Annotated in this window: 17 protein-coding genes; 11 read left to right on the forward strand and 6 right to left on the reverse strand. The window is 72.3% G+C overall.

Translation table 11 applies throughout. The features are described from left to right. The first annotated feature begins 56 nt into the window (after positions 1 to 56). Genes HD601_RS15650 through HD601_RS15660 form a run of 3 tightly spaced genes read left to right on the forward strand, consistent with a single transcriptional unit; the run spans position 57 to position 2376 of the window. Positions 57 to 497, forward strand: coding sequence for a hypothetical protein (locus HD601_RS15650; RefSeq protein ID WP_184823311.1), 441 nt, complete (start codon positions 57 to 59; stop codon positions 495 to 497). A 32-nt stretch (positions 498 to 529) separates the two neighbouring features. Next, on the forward strand, positions 530 to 1732 hold the full coding sequence (locus HD601_RS35765) for a histidine kinase (RefSeq protein WP_184823313.1): 1203 nt from the start codon (positions 530 to 532) through the stop codon (positions 1730 to 1732). Next, positions 1729 to 2376, forward strand: a complete 648-nt coding sequence (locus HD601_RS15660; protein ID WP_184829918.1) for a response regulator — start codon at positions 1729 to 1731, stop codon at positions 2374 to 2376. The genes HD601_RS35765 and HD601_RS15660 overlap by 4 nt, the downstream gene beginning before the upstream one ends. A gap of 330 nt (positions 2377 to 2706) precedes the next feature. On the opposite strand, the gene HD601_RS15665 is transcribed toward HD601_RS15660, so the two are convergent. From HD601_RS15665 to HD601_RS15685, 5 genes are all read right to left on the reverse strand, one after another. Continuing rightward, the gene (locus HD601_RS15665; RefSeq protein WP_184823314.1) at positions 2707 to 3762 is read right to left on the reverse strand and encodes an ABC transporter permease; all 1056 of its coding nucleotides are present in this window, start codon (positions 3760 to 3762) and stop codon (positions 2707 to 2709) included. Further along, a complete protein-coding gene (locus HD601_RS15670; RefSeq protein WP_184823316.1) occupies positions 3759 to 4823 on the reverse strand; it encodes an ABC transporter permease in 1065 nt (354 codons plus the stop codon). The genes HD601_RS15665 and HD601_RS15670 overlap by 4 nt, the downstream gene beginning before the upstream one ends. Then, the gene (locus HD601_RS15675) at positions 4820 to 6364 is read right to left on the reverse strand and encodes a sugar ABC transporter ATP-binding protein (RefSeq protein ID WP_184823318.1); all 1545 of its coding nucleotides are present in this window, start codon (positions 6362 to 6364) and stop codon (positions 4820 to 4822) included. The genes HD601_RS15670 and HD601_RS15675 overlap by 4 nt, the downstream gene beginning before the upstream one ends. 119 nt (positions 6365 to 6483) lie before the next feature. Next, a complete protein-coding gene (locus tag HD601_RS15680; RefSeq protein WP_184823320.1) occupies positions 6484 to 7503 on the reverse strand; it encodes an ABC transporter substrate-binding protein in 1020 nt (339 codons plus the stop codon). Positions 7504 to 7635: 132 nt separating this feature from the next. Further along, complete coding sequence (locus HD601_RS15685; RefSeq protein WP_184823322.1) at positions 7636 to 8658, reverse strand: LacI family DNA-binding transcriptional regulator; 1023 nt, start codon at positions 8656 to 8658, stop codon at positions 7636 to 7638. 324 nt (positions 8659 to 8982) lie between these two features. Here HD601_RS15685 and HD601_RS34840 point away from each other — a divergent pair, with 324 nt between their 5' ends. The 8 genes from HD601_RS34840 (at position 8983) to HD601_RS15725 (ending at position 18351) form a co-directional block, all read left to right on the forward strand. Next, positions 8983 to 11388 carry a heparinase II/III domain-containing protein gene (locus HD601_RS34840; RefSeq protein ID WP_184823324.1) on the forward strand — a complete coding sequence of 802 codons (2406 nt, stop codon included), beginning with the start codon at positions 8983 to 8985 and terminating at the stop codon, positions 11386 to 11388. A gap of 23 nt (positions 11389 to 11411) precedes the next feature. Further along, positions 11412 to 12059 carry a hypothetical protein gene (locus HD601_RS15695; protein ID WP_184823325.1) on the forward strand — a complete coding sequence of 216 codons (648 nt, stop codon included), beginning with the start codon at positions 11412 to 11414 and terminating at the stop codon, positions 12057 to 12059. A 2-nt stretch (positions 12060 to 12061) separates the two neighbouring features. Beyond that, on the forward strand, positions 12062 to 13240 hold the full coding sequence (locus HD601_RS15700; protein ID WP_184823327.1) for a GntR family transcriptional regulator: 1179 nt from the start codon (positions 12062 to 12064) through the stop codon (positions 13238 to 13240). A gap of 27 nt (positions 13241 to 13267) precedes the next feature. Beyond that, positions 13268 to 14581 (forward strand): ABC transporter substrate-binding protein, encoded by a 1314-nt coding sequence (locus tag HD601_RS15705; RefSeq protein WP_184823329.1) that lies wholly within the window; start codon positions 13268 to 13270, stop codon positions 14579 to 14581. A gap of 9 nt (positions 14582 to 14590) precedes the next feature. After that, positions 14591 to 15553, forward strand: a complete 963-nt coding sequence (locus tag HD601_RS15710) for a carbohydrate ABC transporter permease (RefSeq protein ID WP_184823331.1) — start codon at positions 14591 to 14593, stop codon at positions 15551 to 15553. Beyond that, complete coding sequence (locus tag HD601_RS15715) at positions 15546 to 16373, forward strand: carbohydrate ABC transporter permease (protein WP_184823333.1); 828 nt, start codon at positions 15546 to 15548, stop codon at positions 16371 to 16373. The genes HD601_RS15710 and HD601_RS15715 overlap by 8 nt, the downstream gene beginning before the upstream one ends. A gap of 57 nt (positions 16374 to 16430) precedes the next feature. After that, positions 16431 to 17468: a Gfo/Idh/MocA family oxidoreductase gene (locus HD601_RS35770; protein ID WP_184823335.1), complete on the forward strand. Its 1038-nt coding sequence runs from the start codon at positions 16431 to 16433 to the stop codon at positions 17466 to 17468. A 67-nt stretch (positions 17469 to 17535) separates the two neighbouring features. Beyond that, a complete protein-coding gene (locus HD601_RS15725; protein WP_184823337.1) occupies positions 17536 to 18351 on the forward strand; it encodes a M23 family metallopeptidase in 816 nt (271 codons plus the stop codon). Positions 18352 to 18354: 3 nt separating this feature from the next. Here the strand turns inward: HD601_RS15725 and HD601_RS15730 are convergent, their stop codons facing one another. Then, entirely contained in the window at positions 18355 to 19512 is a 1158-nt protein-coding gene (locus tag HD601_RS15730) for an NAD(P)/FAD-dependent oxidoreductase (RefSeq protein WP_184823339.1), read from the reverse strand. Positions 19513 to 19548 lie beyond the last annotated feature (36 nt).

Here is a 19548-nt window from a genome sequence, read left to right on the forward strand (position 1 = left end):
CGCTCCGTAGCGTCGAAGCCATCGAACGAACCACCGAATCGACGAGGGAGAACACGATGGAACTCAACGGTCTGCTGCGGCGGCTCCTCTGGCCGGACACGGTGCCCGCGAGCGCCGAGGACAGGGCCCGCGCGCTGGCCGTCCTGGCCGGGCAGGGCGGCTCGGGACTGGCGGAGGACGAGCGGCGCTCGCGCAGTGCCGCGGTCGACGAGGCCGTCACCCGCAACGACCTCTACCTCACGCTGGAGGGCCTCGGTGCGGGCGTCCCGCCGTGGGGTGTGACGACGGCGCTGCGGGTCGCGTCGGTGGTCTGGATCGTCATGACGGCGGTGCAGATCGTCGTCTGGCTGGCGATCGGCGTGGGCACCGGCGGGCTGGACGTGCCGTGGTGGCTGTACTCGTCGGTGGGCGGCGCGGGTGTCGTCGCGGCGCTGTGGTGGGTCAACGAGTCCTACCATCGAGTGCCGGGCCGCGGCCGCACCGGCGCGATCGCGTAGTGCCGACGGCGTACCGGGGAGGCGAGCAGCACGTGGACCGAGCGATCGACGGCCCGACGGTCCGCGAGCGGCTGCGCCTGACCGGCGTCGCCACCGGGACCGCTGCGCTCGCCGTCCCCGCCTGGATCCTGCTGATCCTCGCGATCGTCGCGGTCCCGCTCAGCGTCATCGGCATCGGGCTGTGGATCGCGCTGATCGTCCTGTACGGGACGGCGACGGTGGTCGGGGTGCTGCGCACCCTCGCCGAGGGCGTGCTGGACGTCGACCTCCCGGCGCGCTCCGTCGACGCCGGTGGCGCGCGTCCGTCGCCGGTGCGGCTGATCACGGCCTGGCTGCGCGACCCCGCGGGCTGGCGCGACCTCGCGCTGCTGGGGTTCGCCGGCACGGGCGGGCTGGCGCTCTCGCTGCTCCCCGTCGGGCTGCTGACGGCGTTGCCGACGTACGGGACGCTGCTGCTCACCGACGGCGGGCCGGTGTGGTCGGTGCTGACCGTCCTGGCCGTGCCGATGCTGGTGCTCTGGTGGGTGGGCACGCCGTGGCTGGTCCGGGTGCGGGCGCTCGCCGACGCCGCGATCCTCGGCCACTCGATGACCCGGCGGCTGACCGAGCGGGTCGCCGAGGTCGAGAAGACCCGCGCCGAGCTGATCGACCACTCCGCCGCCGAGGTGCGCCGCATCGAGCGCGACCTGCACGACGGCGCCCAGGCCCGCATCGCCGCGGTCGCCATGAACGTCGGCCTGGCCGAACGGCTCATGAGGACCGACCCCGAGGCCGCCACCGAGCTGCTGCGCGAGGCGCGCGAGGGCACCGTCTCCGCGCTCGAGGACCTGCGCTCCGTGGTTCGCGGCATCCACCCGCCCGCGCTGGCCGATCGCGGGCTGACCGGCGCCGTCGAGGCCCTCGCGCTCGCGTTGCCGGGTCCGGTGACGGTGACGCTCCGGATCCCGGAGCACCTGCCCGCGCCGGTCGAGTCCGCCCTCTACTTCGCCGTCGCCGAGTGCCTGGCCAACGCCGTCAAGCACGCCGGCGCCGCCCGCCTGTGGGTCACCGGCGACACCATGCCCGCGCGGGTCCGCCTGGTCGTCGGCGACGACGGCCGCGGCGGCGCCGACCCGCGCGGCTCCGGGCTGTCCGGCATCGCCCGCCGGCTGGCCGCGTTCGACGGGACGGTGGCCGTGTCGAGTCCCGCGGGTGGCCCGACCACCGTGACCCTGGAGGTGCCGTGGAACGGCTGAAAGCCCTGATCGCCGAGGACCAGGCGCTGCTGCGCGTCGGGCTCACCCGCATCCTCGAGTCCGACGGCATCGAGGTCGTCGACGCGGTCCAGGACGCGGCGACGCTGGCCGCCGCGCTGGCCAAGGACGACTTCGACGTCGCGATCCTCGACGTCCGGCTCCCGCCCACCTTCACCACCGAAGGACTGACGGCGGCCACCATGGCCCGCGCGTCCCGGCCCGCGCTGCCCGTGCTGGTCCTCAGCCAGCACGTCGAGGCGATCTACGCCCGCGACCTCCTCGCCGACGGCCAGGGCTCCATCGGCTACCTCCTCAAGGACCGGGTCGCCGACGTCGACGGTTTCCTCGGCGCCGTGCGGCAGGTGGCCGCGGGCGGCACCGTCCTCGACCCCGAGGTCGTCGCCGGCCTGCTCACCAACCGCCCGGACCCCGTCGACCGGCTCACCGACCGCGAGCGCGAGGTGCTGACGCTCATGGCGCAGGGCCGCTCCAACGCCGCCATCAGCGCCCGCCTGCACGTCTCCGAGGGTGCGGTCACCAAGCACATCAACAGCATCTTCACCAAGCTCGACCTGCCGCAGGCACCCGACGACAACCGCCGGGTGCTGGCCGTGCTCGCCTGGCTCGACGGCGCCGGCTCCTGACGCGCTGAAGCGGGCGAGCTGACGTTCGAGGCGGGGGAGACCCTGCGGTTCTCCTACACCGACATCATCACCGACGGTGCCGCCGACGTTCCTCGCGCCGCCGCCGGCGCCGTCCTCGGCACGGTGGCGCGCCCGCGACCCCAGCGCGCGAGGAAACTGTCCAGGATCGGTGGGGTCAGGGCACCACTGATCCTGGGTGATCACGGGCGACGTCCGCGAGCGGCTGCTCGGTGGTCACCTCGAGCTCTGGCGGCGAGGCTCGGCGCCTCCTCCAACGGCGAAGCGGCCGGTCGGGTCGCCCCGGCCGGCCGCTTCGTCTGATGAGTGACGCTACGTCTGTTCTTGTCGTCGCCGGGCGGCGACGAGGCGCTGCAGGATGACGAACACCAGCAGGATGCCGCCGGTGATGATCGTCGTCATCTCCGGGCGGATGCCGCCGTCGCGGGTGATGAGGACGTTCATCAGGCCGAGCACCAGCGCCCCCACCACGGAGCCGAGGACGAACCCCGTCCCGCCGGTGAGGAGCGTGCCGCCGATGACCACCGCGGCGATGGCGTCGAGCTCCCAGCCGATGCCGGTGATGTTCTGGGCGCTGCCCAGCCGCGAGGTGTAGACGACGGCGGCCACGCCGGCCAGGGTGCCGCTGATGACGTAGATGCCCAGCTTGGTGACGGTGACCGGCAGACCCATCAGCGTCGCCGACTGCTCGGAGCCGCCGATGGCGTAGACGGTGCGGCCGAAGCGGGTCCGGTGCAGGACGATGAAGGCGATGGCCACGATCACGATCGAGGCGATGACGCCCGGGGTGATGACGAGGTCGTTCACCTTGTCGCCGTCGACGATCTTGATCTGGGTCGCCAGCTCGCGGATCGCGGAGTCGTCGGCGAGCCGCTCCGGGACGGTGCTCAGCATGGACGCAAGCCCGCGCGCGAGGAACATCGTCGCCAGTGTGGCGATGAAGGGTTGGACCCCGAAGTACTGGATCAGCACCCCGGAGACCAGCCCCAGTGCCGAGCCGATCAGCACCATGACCAGCACGGCGGCCACCGGGTGCCAGCCGGCGTTGGCCAGCATGACGCCCGCGACGCTGCTGAAGGCGATGATCGCGCCGACGGACAGGTCGATGCCGCCGGTGAGGATCACGAACGTGAGCGCGACGGCCAGGATGATCAGGTGCGCGTTATTGACCAGCAGGTTCGACAGCGTGTTGAACTGCACGATGCGGCCGTAGGCGGCCTCGCCGTAGATGATCATCCCGACGAAGATGAGCAGCGCGGCGACGGTGGGCAGCGCGGAGAGCCGGGCGCCCAGCCGGTCCGAGATCGACGGACGGGACGGGGCCGGTCCGGGAGCGGAACCGGTCGGCGGTCGAGTGGTGACGGTCATGCCGGGACGGCCTCCTTCTGCGACTGGGCCCGCAGGGCACGGCGTTGTCGGAACAGCGAGCGGACGCGCTCGGACTGCAGCAGGCAGAGCGCGACGATGACGATCGCCTTGAAGGCGGGCGTGGCCGAGGCCGGGATGCCCAGGAACACCACCGTCTTGTCCAGCGTTGCGATCAGCAGGCCGCCGATGACGGCACCGCCGATCGAGAACTTGCCGCCGGCCAGCGACGTCCCGCCGATGACGACGGCGAGGATCGCGTCGAGCTCCAGCTGGTAGCCGGTGCGCGAGACGTCCACCGTCATGACGCTGGCGGTCGCGAACACGCCGGCGATGCCGGCCAGCAGGCCGCTCACCGAGTACACCGTCAGCTGCAGGTTCCGCCGCTTCACGCCGGCCAGGCGGCTGGCCCGGGAGTCCATGCCGATCGCCTCGAGCATGAGCCCGAGCGCGCTGCGGCGCACCAGCATCAGCACCAGCACGACGATGACGACGGAGAGCAGGAAGACGACCGGCAGGCCGAGGATGTACCCGTTGGCCAGCCACTCGACCTGCTCGTTGTCGGCGGTGGTGTTCTGGCCGCCGGTGATGACCTTGGCGATGCCGCGGCCGGCCAGCATCATCACCAGCGTGCTGATGAACGGCTGCAGGCCGACGACGGACACCAGGATGCCGTTCACCGCCCCCAGCGCCGTGGCGATGCCCAGCGCGAGGGCGATCGTCAGCGCGGCGTTCCCGAGGGAGTCCGGGGTGTTCATGCTGCTCAACAGCTCCATCGTCACCGCGCCGGCGACCACCATGATCGAGCCGACCGAGAGGTCGATGCCCCCGGTGGCGACCACGAGACACATGCCGACGGCGATCATCAGGATCGGCGCGGCGGCGCGCAGGATGTCGATGAGGTTGCCGGACAGGCGCCCGTCGCTGTACCCGATCGAGAGGTAGCCCGGGTCGGCGATGAGGTTGATCGCCAGCAGCACCACGATGGCGACGACACCCCAGAAGGCCTGGTTGCGTACGATCGCCCCTCGCTTGCCGGCGATCCGCGAGGCCATGTCGGTCATTCCGAGTCACCTTCCTCGTCGTCGCCCTCGTCGGCGATGACGGCGACGATGGTCTCCGCCGTCACATGGGGGCCGTTCTCGAGTTCGGCGAGCTTGCGGTGGTCCTTCATCACGATGATGCGGTCGCTCAGGCGGACGACCTCCTCGAGCTCCGAGGAGATGAACACGACCGCCACGCCCTTGGCGGCCAGCTCGGCGACGGCGGCCTGGATCTCCGCCTTCGCTCCGACGTCGATGCCGCGCGTGGGCTCGTCCAGGATCAGCAGGTCCGGCTCGGTGGCCAGCCACCGGCCGAGCAGCACCTTCTGCTGGTTGCCGCCGGACAGGAACTTGATCGGGCGCTCCGGGTCGGCCGGGCGCACGTTGAGCTCGGTCAGGTACTTGCGGGTCAGCGTGTCCTGCTCCTTGCGCGAGAGCGGACGGAACCAGCCGCGCTTGGCCTGCACGGCGAGCACGAGGTTCTCGCGGACGGTGAGGTCGCGGATGATGCCCTCGTCGCGGCGGTTCTCGCTGGAGAACGCGAGGCGGTGGCCCAGCGCCGACGTCGGGGTGTGGATGTCGGTCTTCTTGCCGCGCAGCCAGATCGTGCCGCTGTCGGGCTTGTCCGCCCCGTACAGCAGCCGGGCGAGCTCCGTCCGGCCGGAGCCGAGCAGGCCGGCCAGGCCCAGCACCTCACCCTGGTGCAGCTCGAGGTCCGTCGGCTCCGTCGACCCCTTGCGGCCGAGGTTCTCGGCCTTGAGCAGCGGCTCGCCGCGGGGCTCGTAGTGGTGCGACTGCCGCTCGCTGCCCAGCGAGCGCAGGGTCGCGAAGTCCTTGCCGATCATCTTCGAGATCAGCGTGGTGCGGTCGAGCTCGCGGGTCGGGTACTCGCCGACGAACGCGCCGTTGCGCAGCACCGTGATGCGGTCGCTGATCGCGTAGACCTGGTCGAGGAAGTGGGTGACGAAGAGGATCGCCACACCCTGGCCGCGCAGCCGCCGGATGACGGTGAAGAGGTTGGCGACCTCGTTCGCGTCGAGGCTGGACGTCGGCTCGTCGAGGATCAGCACCTTCGGCTTGGTGATCATCGCGCGGCTGATGGCGACGAGCTGCTGGACGGCCAGCGACAGCGTGGAGAGCGGGCGGCGCAGGTCCAGGTGCTCGAGGCCGAGGGTCGACAGCACCTCGGCGGCCGCGCGGTGCGTCGCCTTCCAGTTGATGCCGAGCGCGCCGCGGACCTCGTGGCCCAGCATGACGTTCTCGCCGATCGACAGGTTGGCGCAGAGGTTGACCTCTTGGTACACGGTGGCGATCCCGGCGGCCTGGGCGTCGGCGGTACCGCCGAACCGGCGCTCCTCACCACTGACCAGGATCTCGCCGGAGTCGATCTTGTAGACCCCCGTCAGCGCCTTGATCAGGGTCGACTTGCCGGCGCCGTTCTCGCCCATGAGGGTGTGCACCTCACCGGGGAACAGCCGGAAGTCGACCTCGTCGAGGGCCTTGACCCCGGGGAACGAGATCGAGATGTCCTTCATCTCGACGATCGGTGGCGCTCCGGTCATTGACGCGGCCCCCATCGTGGTGCGAATCGGTACGGACGGACGGTGGTGCGGGTGTGACGGTGGTGCGGGTGCGCCGATGCGGGGCCCCGGTGGTGCCGGGACCCCGCCTCGGCTGCGGATCAGTACTTGCGGTCCGGCAGAGCGGCCGTCGCCGCCTCGGGCGAGTCGAACGTCTCGCTCGGGACGATGATGTACGGCTCGACCTCTTCGCCGTTGAGGACCTTGTCCACGACCTCGAGCAGGGTCTCGCCGAACAGCGGGTTGTACTCGGCGACGAAGCTCAGGCGGCCCTCGGACAGCGCCTCCAGCGCCGGCTTCGTGCCGTCGATCGTGGCGATCTGGACGTCGACACCCGGCGTCAGGCCGGCCTCCTCGACCGCGATGGCGGCGCCGAGGCCCATCTCGTCGTTCTGTGCGAACACGAGCTGGATGTCGTTGTTGTTGGCCCGCAGAACGGTCTCGAAGACGCTCTTGGCCTCTTCGGTCGACCAGTTCGCGGTCTGTGCGCCGACCTTCACCAGGTTCGAGACCGAACCGACGGTGTCGTCCCAGCCCTTGTTGCGCTCGTTGACGACGGAGACACCCGCCGGGCCCTCGAGCACGAAGTAGTTGCCCCCGTCCGGGAACGCGGAGACGGCCCAGTCGGCCACAGCGGTGCTGACCTCGTAGTTGTCCGGCGCGATCCGGGTGACGTACAGGCTGGTGTCGTCCGGCTCGATGCCCCGGTCGACGAGGATCACCGGGATCTCGGCCTCCTGGGCCCGGCGCAGGGAGTCTTCCCAGCCCGCGCCCTCGGTCGCCGAGAGCAGGATGACGTCGACGCCCTCGTCGACGAACGACGTGAACGCGTCGATCTGCGAGCGCTGGTCGAGGTTGGTGGCGGGCGCGTACTTCAGCTCGAAGCCGGCCTCCTCGGTGAACGTGTCCTGCACGTTCGCCTCGTTGGCCTGGCGCCAGCCGCCCTCGGGGCCGACCGCGACGAAGCCGACGGTGACGATCTCGTCGCCGCCGCCATCGCCCTCGTTGCTGCCGCCGTCACCGCTCGCGGTGTCGTCGTCGCCTCCGCCGCACGCTGCCAGAGCGAGGGCGAGAGCCCCGGTGACCGCGAAGGCCCGTGCGACTCGTGGGATGCTGCGCATCGATCTCCTCCTTGAGACCCGTGCCTTCCGGCGTGGTTTCGTGAGTGCCGACATAGGACATGTCGGGAGAACGGCGGAGATGTTACCGGGAACAAGAAGGGCACGCAAGATGTGAAATTGTACTGTTCACAGCTACATCGCGCGAGGGCTGGCGGTGGACTCGCGGATGATGAGCTCCGGTGCAATCCGTGAACGCCGTTCGGCGCTGTCACCCTCGAGCGCGGCCACCAGGATCTCGACGGCGAGCGTTCCGAGGGCGTGGAAGTCCTGGCGCACGGTCGTCAGGGTCGGCAGGAAGTGCCGCGAGACCGAGAGGTCGTCGAAGCCGACGAGGCTGACGTCCTCGGGGACCCGGATGCCGCGTTCGCGGAAGCCGTGCAGGATGCCGAGCGCCATCTGGTCGTTCGCGGCGAAGATGGCCGTGAACGGCGGCAGCTCGTCGAAGGCGACGGCGAAGTCGTACCCCGAGTCGGCGGACCAGTTGCCGACGAAGGCCGGCGGGATGTGCAGCCCGGCCCGCTTCAGCCGGGCGTGCCAGCCCCGTTCACGAGCCCGGGCGTCGAGCCAGTCGAGCGGGCCGGCCACGTGCACGATCTCGCGGTGCCCGAGGTCGATGAGGTGCTGGACGGCGAGCGTGGCGCCGAGCCGCTGGTCGACCGACGCCGTGAGGAAGTTGGCGTCGTCGTCGGCCTTGACGATGAGCGTCGGGATGCCCTCGGTGAGCTCGCGCAGGACGTCGACCGACGAGGCGCGCGGCGCGATGACGCACAGCGCGTCGATGCCGTGCGCGGTCAGGTAGTCCATGGCCTCGCGCGGCATGACGCCGTCGTCGTCGGGGGAGGCGGCGACCGACGCGACGGAGTAGCCGGCCTCGCGGGCGGCGTGCTCGACGGCGCGCAGCGTGCTGTCGGGGCCGATCTCGACCGGCCGGTCGACGATGACGCCGATGCGGCGCGACTTGCGGGTGGCGAGCGCGCGGGCGGCGCTGTTGCGCTGGTAGTTCAGCTCCTCGACGACCCGCAGGACCTTCTCGCGGGTGGCCGGGCGGATGTTGGGGTGCCCGTTCAGGACGCGCGACACCGTCATGTGCGAGACGCCGGCGAGGGACGCGATGGACCGCAGGTTCGGCTTGTCCTCCGAACTCCCGGCGCTCATCTTTCCTCCCACGCGAACTCATGACGGCGGCAACGGTGCCGGAACCCCGGCCGACGCCGGAATGATCCTACGTCTCGGCGCCGTGACGTTACCGGGAACATAGCGCCCCCGACAATCCCGGGGCGTCGCGGCGGGGCCGCGCCAGTCCGCGCCGGCCGGTCGATTCATTCCCATTTATGTCCATTGACAGGGTGTGAATCATGCTGTTGATTGGCACATCAACACGCGATACGTCGCATAGATGGACAAATGGGGAATGAATTCCTTCCCTCACGACAGGCTTCGCGACGGACGTCCCCATCACGGACTTCGGAAGGGCGCACCATGCATCTCGGACTGCGGGAAGGACGGAGACGCGCGGCGGTGCTGGCCGCCGGCTCCGCGCTGGTGATGACCATGCTCGCCGGGTGGACGGCGGGAGGGGCGGCCTCCGCTCCGGCCCCAGGACCAGCCGCGACGGCTGTGACAACGGCGGCGACGACGGCGACCGCTTCGACGGCGGCCGGCCCGGCCGGGCCCTCGGTGCTGTTCGGTCCCGAGGACCTCCCGGCCATCCGGGCGAAGACGGAGTCCGGCCCCGGCCTGGTGTGGTGGACGGAGATCGAGCGGCGTGCGGACCTCGCACTGACGAAGGTCGTGGCGCAGACCTGTGAACGCGACCTGCGTTATGACATCGCCGATCTCGCGTTCGCCTATCTGGTCACCGAGGACGTCACGTATGCGCGGAAGGCGCGCGAGATCCACCTCGGTGTCGGCACGGCGCCGCAGTGGCATCCGGACGTGACCGCCGCGCCGTGCGCGAAGCCGATCTGGGGCGACTACGGCTGGCGCTGGCCGCAGATGCTGGCGCAGACGGCGCTCAGCTGGGACTGGATCTCGGGCAGCGGCGTGCTCTCGGCGGCCGACGAGGAGGTCATCCGCCAGGACCTGCTGCGCGGCGGCCGGCTGATCCACGACTCGCAGGTCGCCCCGCCCTACGGAGGCGCCGAGGCGATCCGCAACATCATCAACTACCGGCTGCGCAACGTCGCCGGCCTGGGCATCGTCGGCCACGTGCTGGCCGGCACCGACGAGGGCGACGCCTGGGCCGCGTACGCCTGGGACGACCTGTTCGGCGACACCGGCCGCGACGTCACGCAGTACCTGCACCAGATGATCTCGCCCGACGGGGTCTACAAGGAGGGGCAGGCCTACTACCAGGACAGCTTCCGGCTGCTGATCCCGTTCTTCGTGGCCGAGCAGCGGGCGACCGGCCGCGACGCGTTCGCCGACCCCGTCGTGGCGGGGGTGTTCGAGAGCGAGGCGCTGATGATCATGCCCGACGGCGACCCGCCCACCGTCGACACGGGCTGGAAGCCGGCCGCGTACAGCGGCGGGTTCGGCCACTGGGTGGCCGGGCAGTACCCGGAGAAGCCGTGGCTGACCTGGGCCTGGCAGCGCCAGGAGGACCCGGTGCTCGGCCGCCCGACGCCGGCCGGCGACCAGTGGTACGCGCTGGCGTTCTACCGGCCCGACCTCGAGGTGACGGCCGCGCCGCCCGCGGGCAGCCCGACCCGCGTGCTCGAGGACGCCGGCTATGGCATGCTCCGGGGCGGCTGGGGCCCGGACGACCTCTACGTGTTCCAGAACGCCGAGCACGTGCCGTCGCTGTCGGCGCACGAGCAGCCGGACCAGACCGCGTTCTCGCTGTTCGCGAAGGGTGCTTACCTCGCCGTCGACCCCGGCGACGGGCGCAACTGCCCGGGCTCGGAGCACTACTGGGTGCGCTCGGCCGACGCGCACAACCTGGTGCTGGTCGACGGCGCCGGCCCGCGGCAGGTGTCGTCGTACGTCGAGGCCACGGACCCGGCCCGGTTCGACCGCGTCGTCGACACCGCCGGCCTCGACTACCTGCGCACGCGGATGACCTACGGCGCCAGCGGCACGGACATCACCCGGCGCACGATGACGGTCGGCGACGAGTACGTGGTGGTGCTCGACGACCTCGCCGCGGACGAGCCGCACGCCTACGACTGGCGGCTGCACTTCGGCGACCTGGCCACGGGCACGCTCACGCAGGACGGCGCCGGGTCGGCCGTGTGGCGCACGCGCAACGAGGCCGGCGAGGCGGTCGAGCTGGTCGTCGACATCACGGCGGGCGCGCCGCTGACCGTCGCCGAGGCCACCGGCCCGATGAACTACGACCCCGGCAGCTGCAGGCGCCACGCCTACCTGCGCGCCCAGACGCAGGCCGAGGACACCGGCTACACGGCGGTCCTGTACCCGCGCACCGACGCCGAGGCGGCCCCGTCGATCGGGCACGTCACCGAGGGCGCCGCCCGCGCCACGACCATCGCCCTGCCCGGCCGCGACGACGTCGTCGTCACCGCGCCCGGCGACCGGCCGGTCCGGCTGGCCGGCGTGCGCACCGACGCCACCCACGCCGTCGTCTCCGGGATCGACGCGCCGCGGTCCTACCTGGTCGAACAGGGCCGGCAGCTGTTCGCGGGCCGGACCCCGCTGCTGCTGGCGAACCGTCCGGTCGACCTGGTGCTGAGCTTCGACGACGGCGTCATCACCGGCCGGGTCGACGTCGCCCGCACCACCGACCTGACCCTCGGCACCGGCGCCGGCCGGGTCACCGAGGTGCGCCTCGACGGAGAACCGGTGCCGTTCACGGCGACCACCGGCCGGGTCGAGCTGACCGTCGACCACGGCGGCGACCTGGCGATGACCGTCGCCCAGCCCTGATCACCTCGACGAGGAGGAACGTCATGGAACCGACCGACACCACCACGACCGGGCGGAGCCGCCGCGGACTGATCGCGGCCGCCGGCGCCGCCGCGGCGGTCACCGTCGTCGGCACCGCCACCCCCGCCCGGGCGGAGGCGCAGGTCATCGACTCCGGGCCGGACGAGATCGGGCTGCGGGTCAACGCCGACGGCCAGGGCGGCTCGTTCTACCAGAAGCCCGGCGCGACGGCCGACACGCACGCGCTGTCCTGCGTCTGCAAGGCGACCACGGGCCGGAACTCGGCGCTCAACGTCACCTCGGACAACCCGGCGTTCTCGGCCATGCAGGTCAGCGGCCGCGAGCTGGACACCGGGACGATCAAGATCGCGCACGTCGGCCAGTCGGACGGGTCCGACGGCGACGCCGCGGCGGTGTCGATCAGCCTCGGCACGGCCGGCACCGCGGCGCAGGGCATCTTCATCGACGCGCCCAACGGCACGTCGGGGACGTACCTGCAGCTCAAGGCCGGGACCCAGCGCATGCTGCGGATCCACGGCGATGGGCGGATCCAGTTCCACGGCCCGGCCACGGTCGCGCCGTCGTCAGCCCTGCCGGCGACCCCGTCGGGCTGGTTCCGGTTCCTCACGCCCGGCGGCCAGGTCGTCCGGGTGCCCTACTACGCGGAGTGAGCATGAACGAGCACGGCGGACTGGGCATGGTGCCCCGCGGCGCCAAGTCCAGGGAGCTCGCGGCCCGGCTGCGACGCGGCATCACCGACGGCCGGTGGGCGCTCGGCGCGCGGCTGCCCACCGAGCCCGAGCTCGCGACCACCTACGACGTCGGGGTCAACACCGTGCGCCGGGCCATCGCGGTGCTGGTCGACGAGGGCCTGGTCCGCCGGCGGCAGGGGTCGGGCACGTTCGTCGAGGCCGTGCCCGGGCCCGGCCGCTCCACCGGGCGCTTCCTGGACGGGAGCGCGCGGGCCCGCATCGGCCGGGTCGGCGTCGTGGTGCCCAGCAGCGCGTACTACTACCCGCCGGTCATCGACGGCGCCGGCCGCGAGCTCGCCGCCGCCGACCTGCGGATGATGCTGGCCTGCTCCGACTACGACCCCGAGCTGGAGCTGGCCGAGGCCCGGCGGCTGGTCGAGGCCGGCGTCGACGGCCTGCTCGTGGTGCCGACGCTGTTCGAGGTGGCCGACCCGGCCGCCTACCTGGCCGAGCTGCGCGGCCTCGGCGTGCCGGTCGTGCTGATGGAACGGCGGCTGGCCGCCCCCGCGCCCGACGACGCCACCGAGTACGTCTGCTCCAACATCCTGGGCGGCGCGTACGCGGCCGTGCGGCACCTGGCGTCGCTCGGGCGGACGCGCCTCGGGCACCTCGGCCCGGTCCGCACCGCCACGAGCGAGGCCGTCGCCGAGGGCTTCGCCGCCGCCGTCGCCGACCTCGGGCTCGAGGCGGTCCCCGGCGCGGTCGTGCGGCGCGCGACGTGGGCGGCCGGCGACCTCGCCGCGTACGCCCGCGCCTGCGCCGAGAACCGGATCGACGGCGTGCTGGCCCACGGCGACCGCGAGGCCGCCGCGCTGCTCGGGCACCTGCGGGCGGCGGGCCTGACGGTGCCGGCGGACGTCGCCGTGATCAGCCACGACGACGAGGTCGCCGACGTCGCCGAGATCCCGCTCACCGCCGTGAACCCGCCGAAGACCGAGATCGGCCGGCTGGCCGCGGCGGCCCTGCTGCGCCGGATCGCCGACGGCCCGGCCGCACCGCCGATCCAGATCCAGCTCCAGCCGACCCTGACCGTCCGTGAGTCGTGCGGCGCCCGGGCCGCGTCGTCGCCGGCCGCGGCCGACGCCGTCGCGACCGGCTGACCCACCCCACATCTCTGGAGGATTCCCATGACCAGGACCACCCGCCTGCTGGTGCTCTGCACCGCGGGCGTCATGGCCGCCGGCCTGACCGCCTGCTCCGGACCGGACAGCGGCGACGGCACCACCGGCGGCGCCACGACCCTGCGGCTCGGCGCCTACGCCGCGTCCGGCAGCGACTTCGAGAAGCAGCTCGAGGAGCACGTCGCGGCCTTCGAGGAGGAGACCGGCGTGCAGGTCGAGCTGGAGGTGGCGCCGTACGCGGAGTTCTTCCAGCGGCTGAGCACGCAGGTGGCCGGCGGCGACGCGCCCGACGTGTGGCTGTCCGACGGCGTGTTCGTGCCGCAGTACGCCGCCCGCGGCGCGCTCGCCGACCTCACCGACCGCGTCGACGAGGAGCTCGAGGCCGCCACGCTCGGCCTCGACCTCGTCCGCGACCCCGACGGCAGGCTCTACGGCTTCCCGCAGGGCGCGCAGACGCCGGCGCTCTACTACAACAAGGCGATGTTCGACGAGGCCGGCGTCGAGTACCCGACGGAGGACTGGACCTACGACGACCTCGCGGCCGCCGCGAAGGAGCTGACGAAGGACACCAACGGCGACGGCCAGGCCGACCAGTGGGGCTTCCGGGCGTTCTCCAGCGGCTTCACCGAGAGCTGGTGGGTCATCAGCCGGGCGTTCGGCAGCGAGGTCGTCACGGACGGCAACAGCACCGTCGCCGTCGACGACGACGCCACCAAGGCCGCGCTGGAGTGGATGGACGACGCCATCTACGGCTCCGCGTTCGCGCCCGACCCGACCATGACCGAGGCGCTGGGCGGCCCGCACAACCTGTTCCCCCAGGGCAAGGTCGCCATGATCTTCGGCATCTACGCCCGCTCCAACCCGGCCAACGCCGCCGGCATCGACTTCGACGTCGCGCCGCTGCCGACGGGCCCGGGCGGTTCGCGCGGTGAGGTGGGCATCGTCAACTCGTGGGTCGTCAACGCCGAGGCGGACGACGAGCAGGCGGACGCCGCCTGGGAGTGGATCCAGTGGTACAGCAGCGCCGACGTCCAGGTTCAGCTGCTGCAGGGCAACGAGGCGATCCCGATCGACGCCGGGCTGGCCGCGTCGCCGGAGTTCCTCGAGAAGGACGGCAACCCCGCCAACCGGGAGGTCTTCGTCGACGCACTCGCCGAGGCGTCGGACCTGGGCGTCAACCCCGTCTGGGAGGAGTACACCACCGCGATCAACGAGGAGTTCACCCGGATCCTCACCCACGAGGTGTCCGTCGACGACGGCGTCCGCGCGGCCCAGGAACGGGCCCAGGAGGCGATCGACCGCTTCGACGCGGCGGGCTAGGTGACGGCCATGACCCCCGTCGACCTCGACGTGCGGCCGGGACGGCGTGAGGACCGCGCGCCGTCGCCACCGTCGCCACGGCGGGCCGGCTCCGCGCGGCGGCGACGCCGGCACGACTTCGGTTGGGGCCTGCTGTTCGCCTCGCCGTACCTGCTGCACATCGTCGCGCTGCTGGCCTGGCCGATCGCGGCGTCGCTCTACCTGGCGCTGACCGACTACGACCTGGTGCGCTCGCCGTCGTTCATCGGGCTGGAGAACTTCGAGCGGCTGCTGCACGACGACGCGTTCTGGGCCTCGCTCGGGCACACGGCCTACTTCGCGATCCTGTACGTGCCGGCGCAGACGGTGCTGGCGCTGCTGCTGGCGGTGGCGCTGAACCGGACGCTGCGCGGCATGGGCTTCATCCGGGCGCTCTACTTCATCCCCGTCATCTCGTCGTGGGTGGTGGTCGCGTTCGTCGCCGACTCGCTGTTCAACCCGACGTTCGGCGCGGCCAACGCGATCCTCGACGTGTTCGGGCTGCCGGCGCAGAAGTGGCTGCAGGACTCCGCGCTCGTCATCCCCACCCTGGCCGCGGTCGCGGTGTGGAAGGGCGTCGGCTACATGATGGTGATCTTCCTGGCCGGGCTGCAGGCGATCCCGCCGGAGCGCTACGAGGCCGCGCAGGTCGACGGCGCCAACGGCTGGCAGCGGCTGCGGCACGTGACGATGCCGGGCGTCTCGGGGACCACATTCCTGGTGGTCATCCTCAGCACGATCACCACCCTGCAGGCGTTCGAGCAGGTCTACGTCATGACCGAGGGCGGCCCGAACGGCGCCAGCGAGCTGACCGTCCTCTACCTGTTCCGGCAGGGCTTCCAGTTCTTCCACATGGGCTACGCGTCGGCGATCGCGTGGGTGCTGTGCCTGCTGATCCTGCTGCTGACCCTGGCGCAGCTGTGGCTGCAACGACGGTGGGTGCACTATGACTGAGTCTCGCCGCAAGGTCGTGCCCGTCCTGTTCCTGCTGCTCGGCGCGGCGGTCATGGCGGTGCCGTTCCTGGTCACCGTCGCCAACTCGCTGAAGACGTTCGAGCAGTACATCTCCGTGCCGCCGCAGTGGCTGCCGAACCCCGTCGAGTGGGCCAACTACGGCGAGGTGCTGCAGCGCGAGCCACTGTTCTGGCGCTTCGCCATGAACAGCTTCGTGGTGGCTGGGCTGTCCGTCGTCGGCTGCCTGCTGACCAGCTCGATGGTCGGCTTCGCGCTGGCCCGGCTGCGGCTGCCCGGGCGGCAGGCGCTGCTCGCGGTGGCGCTGGGCACCATGGCGCTGCCGACGGTCATCACCATCGTGCCGAGCTTCGTGCTGTACCGGCAGCTCGGCTGGCTGGACACGCACGCGCCGCTGATCCTGCCGTACTCGCTGGGCACGGCGTTCGGGATCTTCCTCATGCGCCAGGCGTTCCTCACCATCCCGCGCGAGCTGCTGGAGGCCGCCACCGTCGACGGCGCCAACCCGTGGCGGGCGTTCTGGCGCACCCAGCTGCCGCTGGTTCGTCCACAGCTGGCGACCCTCGGAGTCTTCACGTTCATGGCGTCGTGGGGTGCGGTGCTGGAGCCGACCATTTACCTGACCAGCGAGGAGAAGTTCACCCTGCCCATCGGCGTGATCAGCCTGCAGGGCCAGTACATGGGCAACGAGCAGATCGTGGCCGCGGCGGCCCTGCTCAGCCTGGTGCCGATGCTGATCATCTTCGTCGCCGCACAGCGCTACTTCATCCGCGGCGTGGTGTCGTCCGGGCTCAAGGGCTGAGCCGCGGCTGCCGCCGTCGTCCATTCGCATCGACAGGAAGCACGAGGAACCCGCTCCGTGAACAGCACACCAGGTGGCCGGCCGTTCCGGCTCGGCATCGTCGGCGCCGGCAGCATCGCCGAGACCCATGCGGCGGCCGCGGCCGCGCTGCCCGGCGTGACCGTCGCCGGCGTCTGCGACGTCCGCGCCGACGCGGCGCGGGAGCTGGCCGCCCGGCACGACACGGCGTGGTTCGCCGACCACCACCGCATGCTCGACGCCGTCCGGCCCGACGGCGTGATCGTCACCGCGCCGCACGCGCTGCACGCCCCCATCACCGTGGACGCCGCCGCAGCGGGCGTCCACGTGCTGGTCGAGAAGCCGATGGCGACGACGGTGGCCGACTGCGAGCTGATGATCGCGGCCTGCCGCGAGCACCGGGTCCAGCTCGGCGTCGGGCACGTGCTGCACCACCTGCCGACCGTTCGCGAAGCCCGTCGGCTGCTGGGCGCGGGGGACATCGGCCGGCCGGCCGTCATCGCCGAGCGGCGCACCGCGCACTACGCGCCCGACGCGCGGCCCGGCTGGTTCTTCGACCCGGAGCTGGCCGGCGGCGGGATCCTCATGAACGTCGGCGCGCACAGCATCGACAAGATCCACTGGCTCGGCGGCGCCCCCGCCGAACGCGTCGTCGCCCGGGTCTCGTCGAAGCCGGGGGTGGCCGTCGAGACCGAGGCGGTCGGGCTGCTCGAGCTGGCGAACGGCCTGGCCGCCGCCATCTCCGTCACCGGCACCGGCCTGCCGTTCCACGACCAGACCGAGATCGTCGGCGACGACGGCGCCCTTCGGCTCTCGCGGGACACCGGCCTGTCGGTCTTCCGCGCCGGTTCCGGTTCCGGCGACGGCACGCTGGTCGTGCGGCCCGAGGACGACGACATCGAGGCCGCGTTCCGCGACCAGCTCGCCGACTTCGTGGACGCCTGCCGGTCCCAGCGCCCCCCGGCCGTCGACGGCGCCTACGGCCGCTCGGTCGTCGCCACCGCGACCGCCATGTACCAGTCGGCCGCCCGGACCGAGCTGGTCCGCATCGCGCCGCTCGCCTCGGAGGCCGCCTGACATCCGTCATGCCGGATCATTCACCGATTCATGAATGAGCAGCTCGAGGGCTGGTTACGTTCGAGGTATGCGCTTCCTGACCCTGGTCCATGGGCCCGCGTTCGCCGCGGGCGCGGTCGCCGTCCTCGTCAACCGCTGGGGCATCGGGCCGCTCTGGTACGCCGGAGTGGGGCTGCTGCTGTTCGGGCTCGTGGCGCGGTTCGTGACGACGCAGGCGCAGCGCCCGCCGCGCGAGGGCGAGCCGGACGCCGTCGCCGTCGGGCTGCCGCTGACCGGGTCCTGGACCGCGCACAACAGCCCCGCGACGAAGGTGCCCAGCCACACCCACGCGCTCGCGCAGACCTACGCCATCGACCTGGTCTCGCGGCCGGCGCCGGACCCGGTCTGGGTGTGGCCGATCGCCCGCCGGCCGGCGGCGTACCCGGCGTTCGGCGCGCCGTTGCTCGCGCCGGCGGACGCGCGGGTGGTCGCCGTCCGCGACGGGCACCGCGACCACCTCACGCGCACCTCGCTGCCCGGACTGCTGTACCTGCTGCTCGAGGGGTTCGTCCGCTCGCTCGGCCGGCCGCGCCACCTGCTCGGCAACCACGTGGTGCTCGACCTCGGCGACGGGGTGCACGCGGTGCTCGCGCACGCCCGCCGCGGCTCGGTCCGGGTGGCGGCAGGCGACCGGATCGCCGCCGGCGAGCAGGTGGCCGAGTGCGGCAACTCGGGCAACTCGTCCGAGCCGCACCTGCACTTCCAGCTCATGGACGGCCCCGACATCGCCCTGGCGCGCGGGCTGCGGTTCAGCTGGCGCTACCAGGACGACGACGGCGTCGAGCAGGACGGCGTCCCGCCCAACGGGGTCACGCTCACGCCGGTGGGGACGGCGCGGACCTGAGCGTCAGACCTCGCTCTCGACGGCGTGCGGGTCGAAGACGTGGGCGCTCTTCTCGCCCGCAGCGATGACCCGTTCCGGCCGGAACCCGGTGAGCAGCGCCGGCGCGGTGCCGGAGACGATCTCTTCGGCGGCCAGCCGGGCCGTGACGGCGCTCAGCGTGGCGCCGCTGTGCATGGTCATCACGTAGAGCCCGGGCACGCCGTCCCAGGGACCGACCACGGGCAGCCCGTCGAACGGGTACGGGCGGACGGCGATGCTCACCCGCTCGCCGCGGGTGCCGGCGGGGTCGACGTCGGCGACGGCGTGGGCCGCCCGCCGCAGCAGGTCGGTCAGGGCCTCGTCCGGCAGGGTCCACGACTCGGTGTCGACGGCGCCGTCGCCGCGGGAGGACCGGACGGCGATCCGGCCGCCGGTGTCGGGGCGGACCGTGAGGCCCGGCAGGTGCAGCAGCACCGAGAGGGCGGACGTGCCGGGGGAGGTGACGACGGTGACGCCGGGGGCGCCGGAGGTCGAGACCGTGACGCCGACCTCGCTCATCAGCGGGCCGATGCGGCTGCCGGCGGCGACCAGGACGACGTCGGCGCGCACCCGGGCGCCGTCGTCGAGGACCACGCCCGTCACGGCGCCGGACTCGACCAGCAGCCGCTCCACTGGGGTGTGCGGGCGCACGACGGCGCCGCGCGCGGTGGCCGCCCGCAGCAGCTCGTGGATGAGCAGCGGCAGGTCGGCCCAGCTCTCGGCCGGGTAGTAGGCGGCGAGGCGGTAGTCGTCGTGCACCCGGATCACGGGGTCGTAGCGGGGCAGGTCGGCCGGGTCCAGCTCGATCGCCGCGTAGCCGTAGCCGTGCAGCCGGTCGAGCTTGGCCCGCAGCTTGGCCGCCGCGGTGTCGTCGCCCGCGACCTCGATGTTCCCGCTGGCGTGCAGCCAGTCCTCCGTGCCGAGCTCCCGGGCTACCGCGCGGTGCTCGGCCATCGAGATCACGTTGAGGTCGTGGTACGGGCGCAGCTCCTTGCTGCAGGAGTTCAGCCAGGCCAGGCTCGCTGCGCTGGCCTCGGTCCCCGGCGCCCCGCGGTCGAACACCTCCACCTCGCAGCCGCGCTTGGCGAGCTGGTAGGCCGCGGACGCGCCGAGCACGCCGGCTCCGACGACGATGACCTTCATGGATCGGTTCCCTCTCTCTGCGACTGCGCCGGCCTC

Source organism: Jiangella mangrovi, from assembly GCF_014204975.1.
Lineage (GTDB): Bacteria > Actinomycetota > Actinomycetes > Jiangellales > Jiangellaceae > Jiangella > Jiangella mangrovi.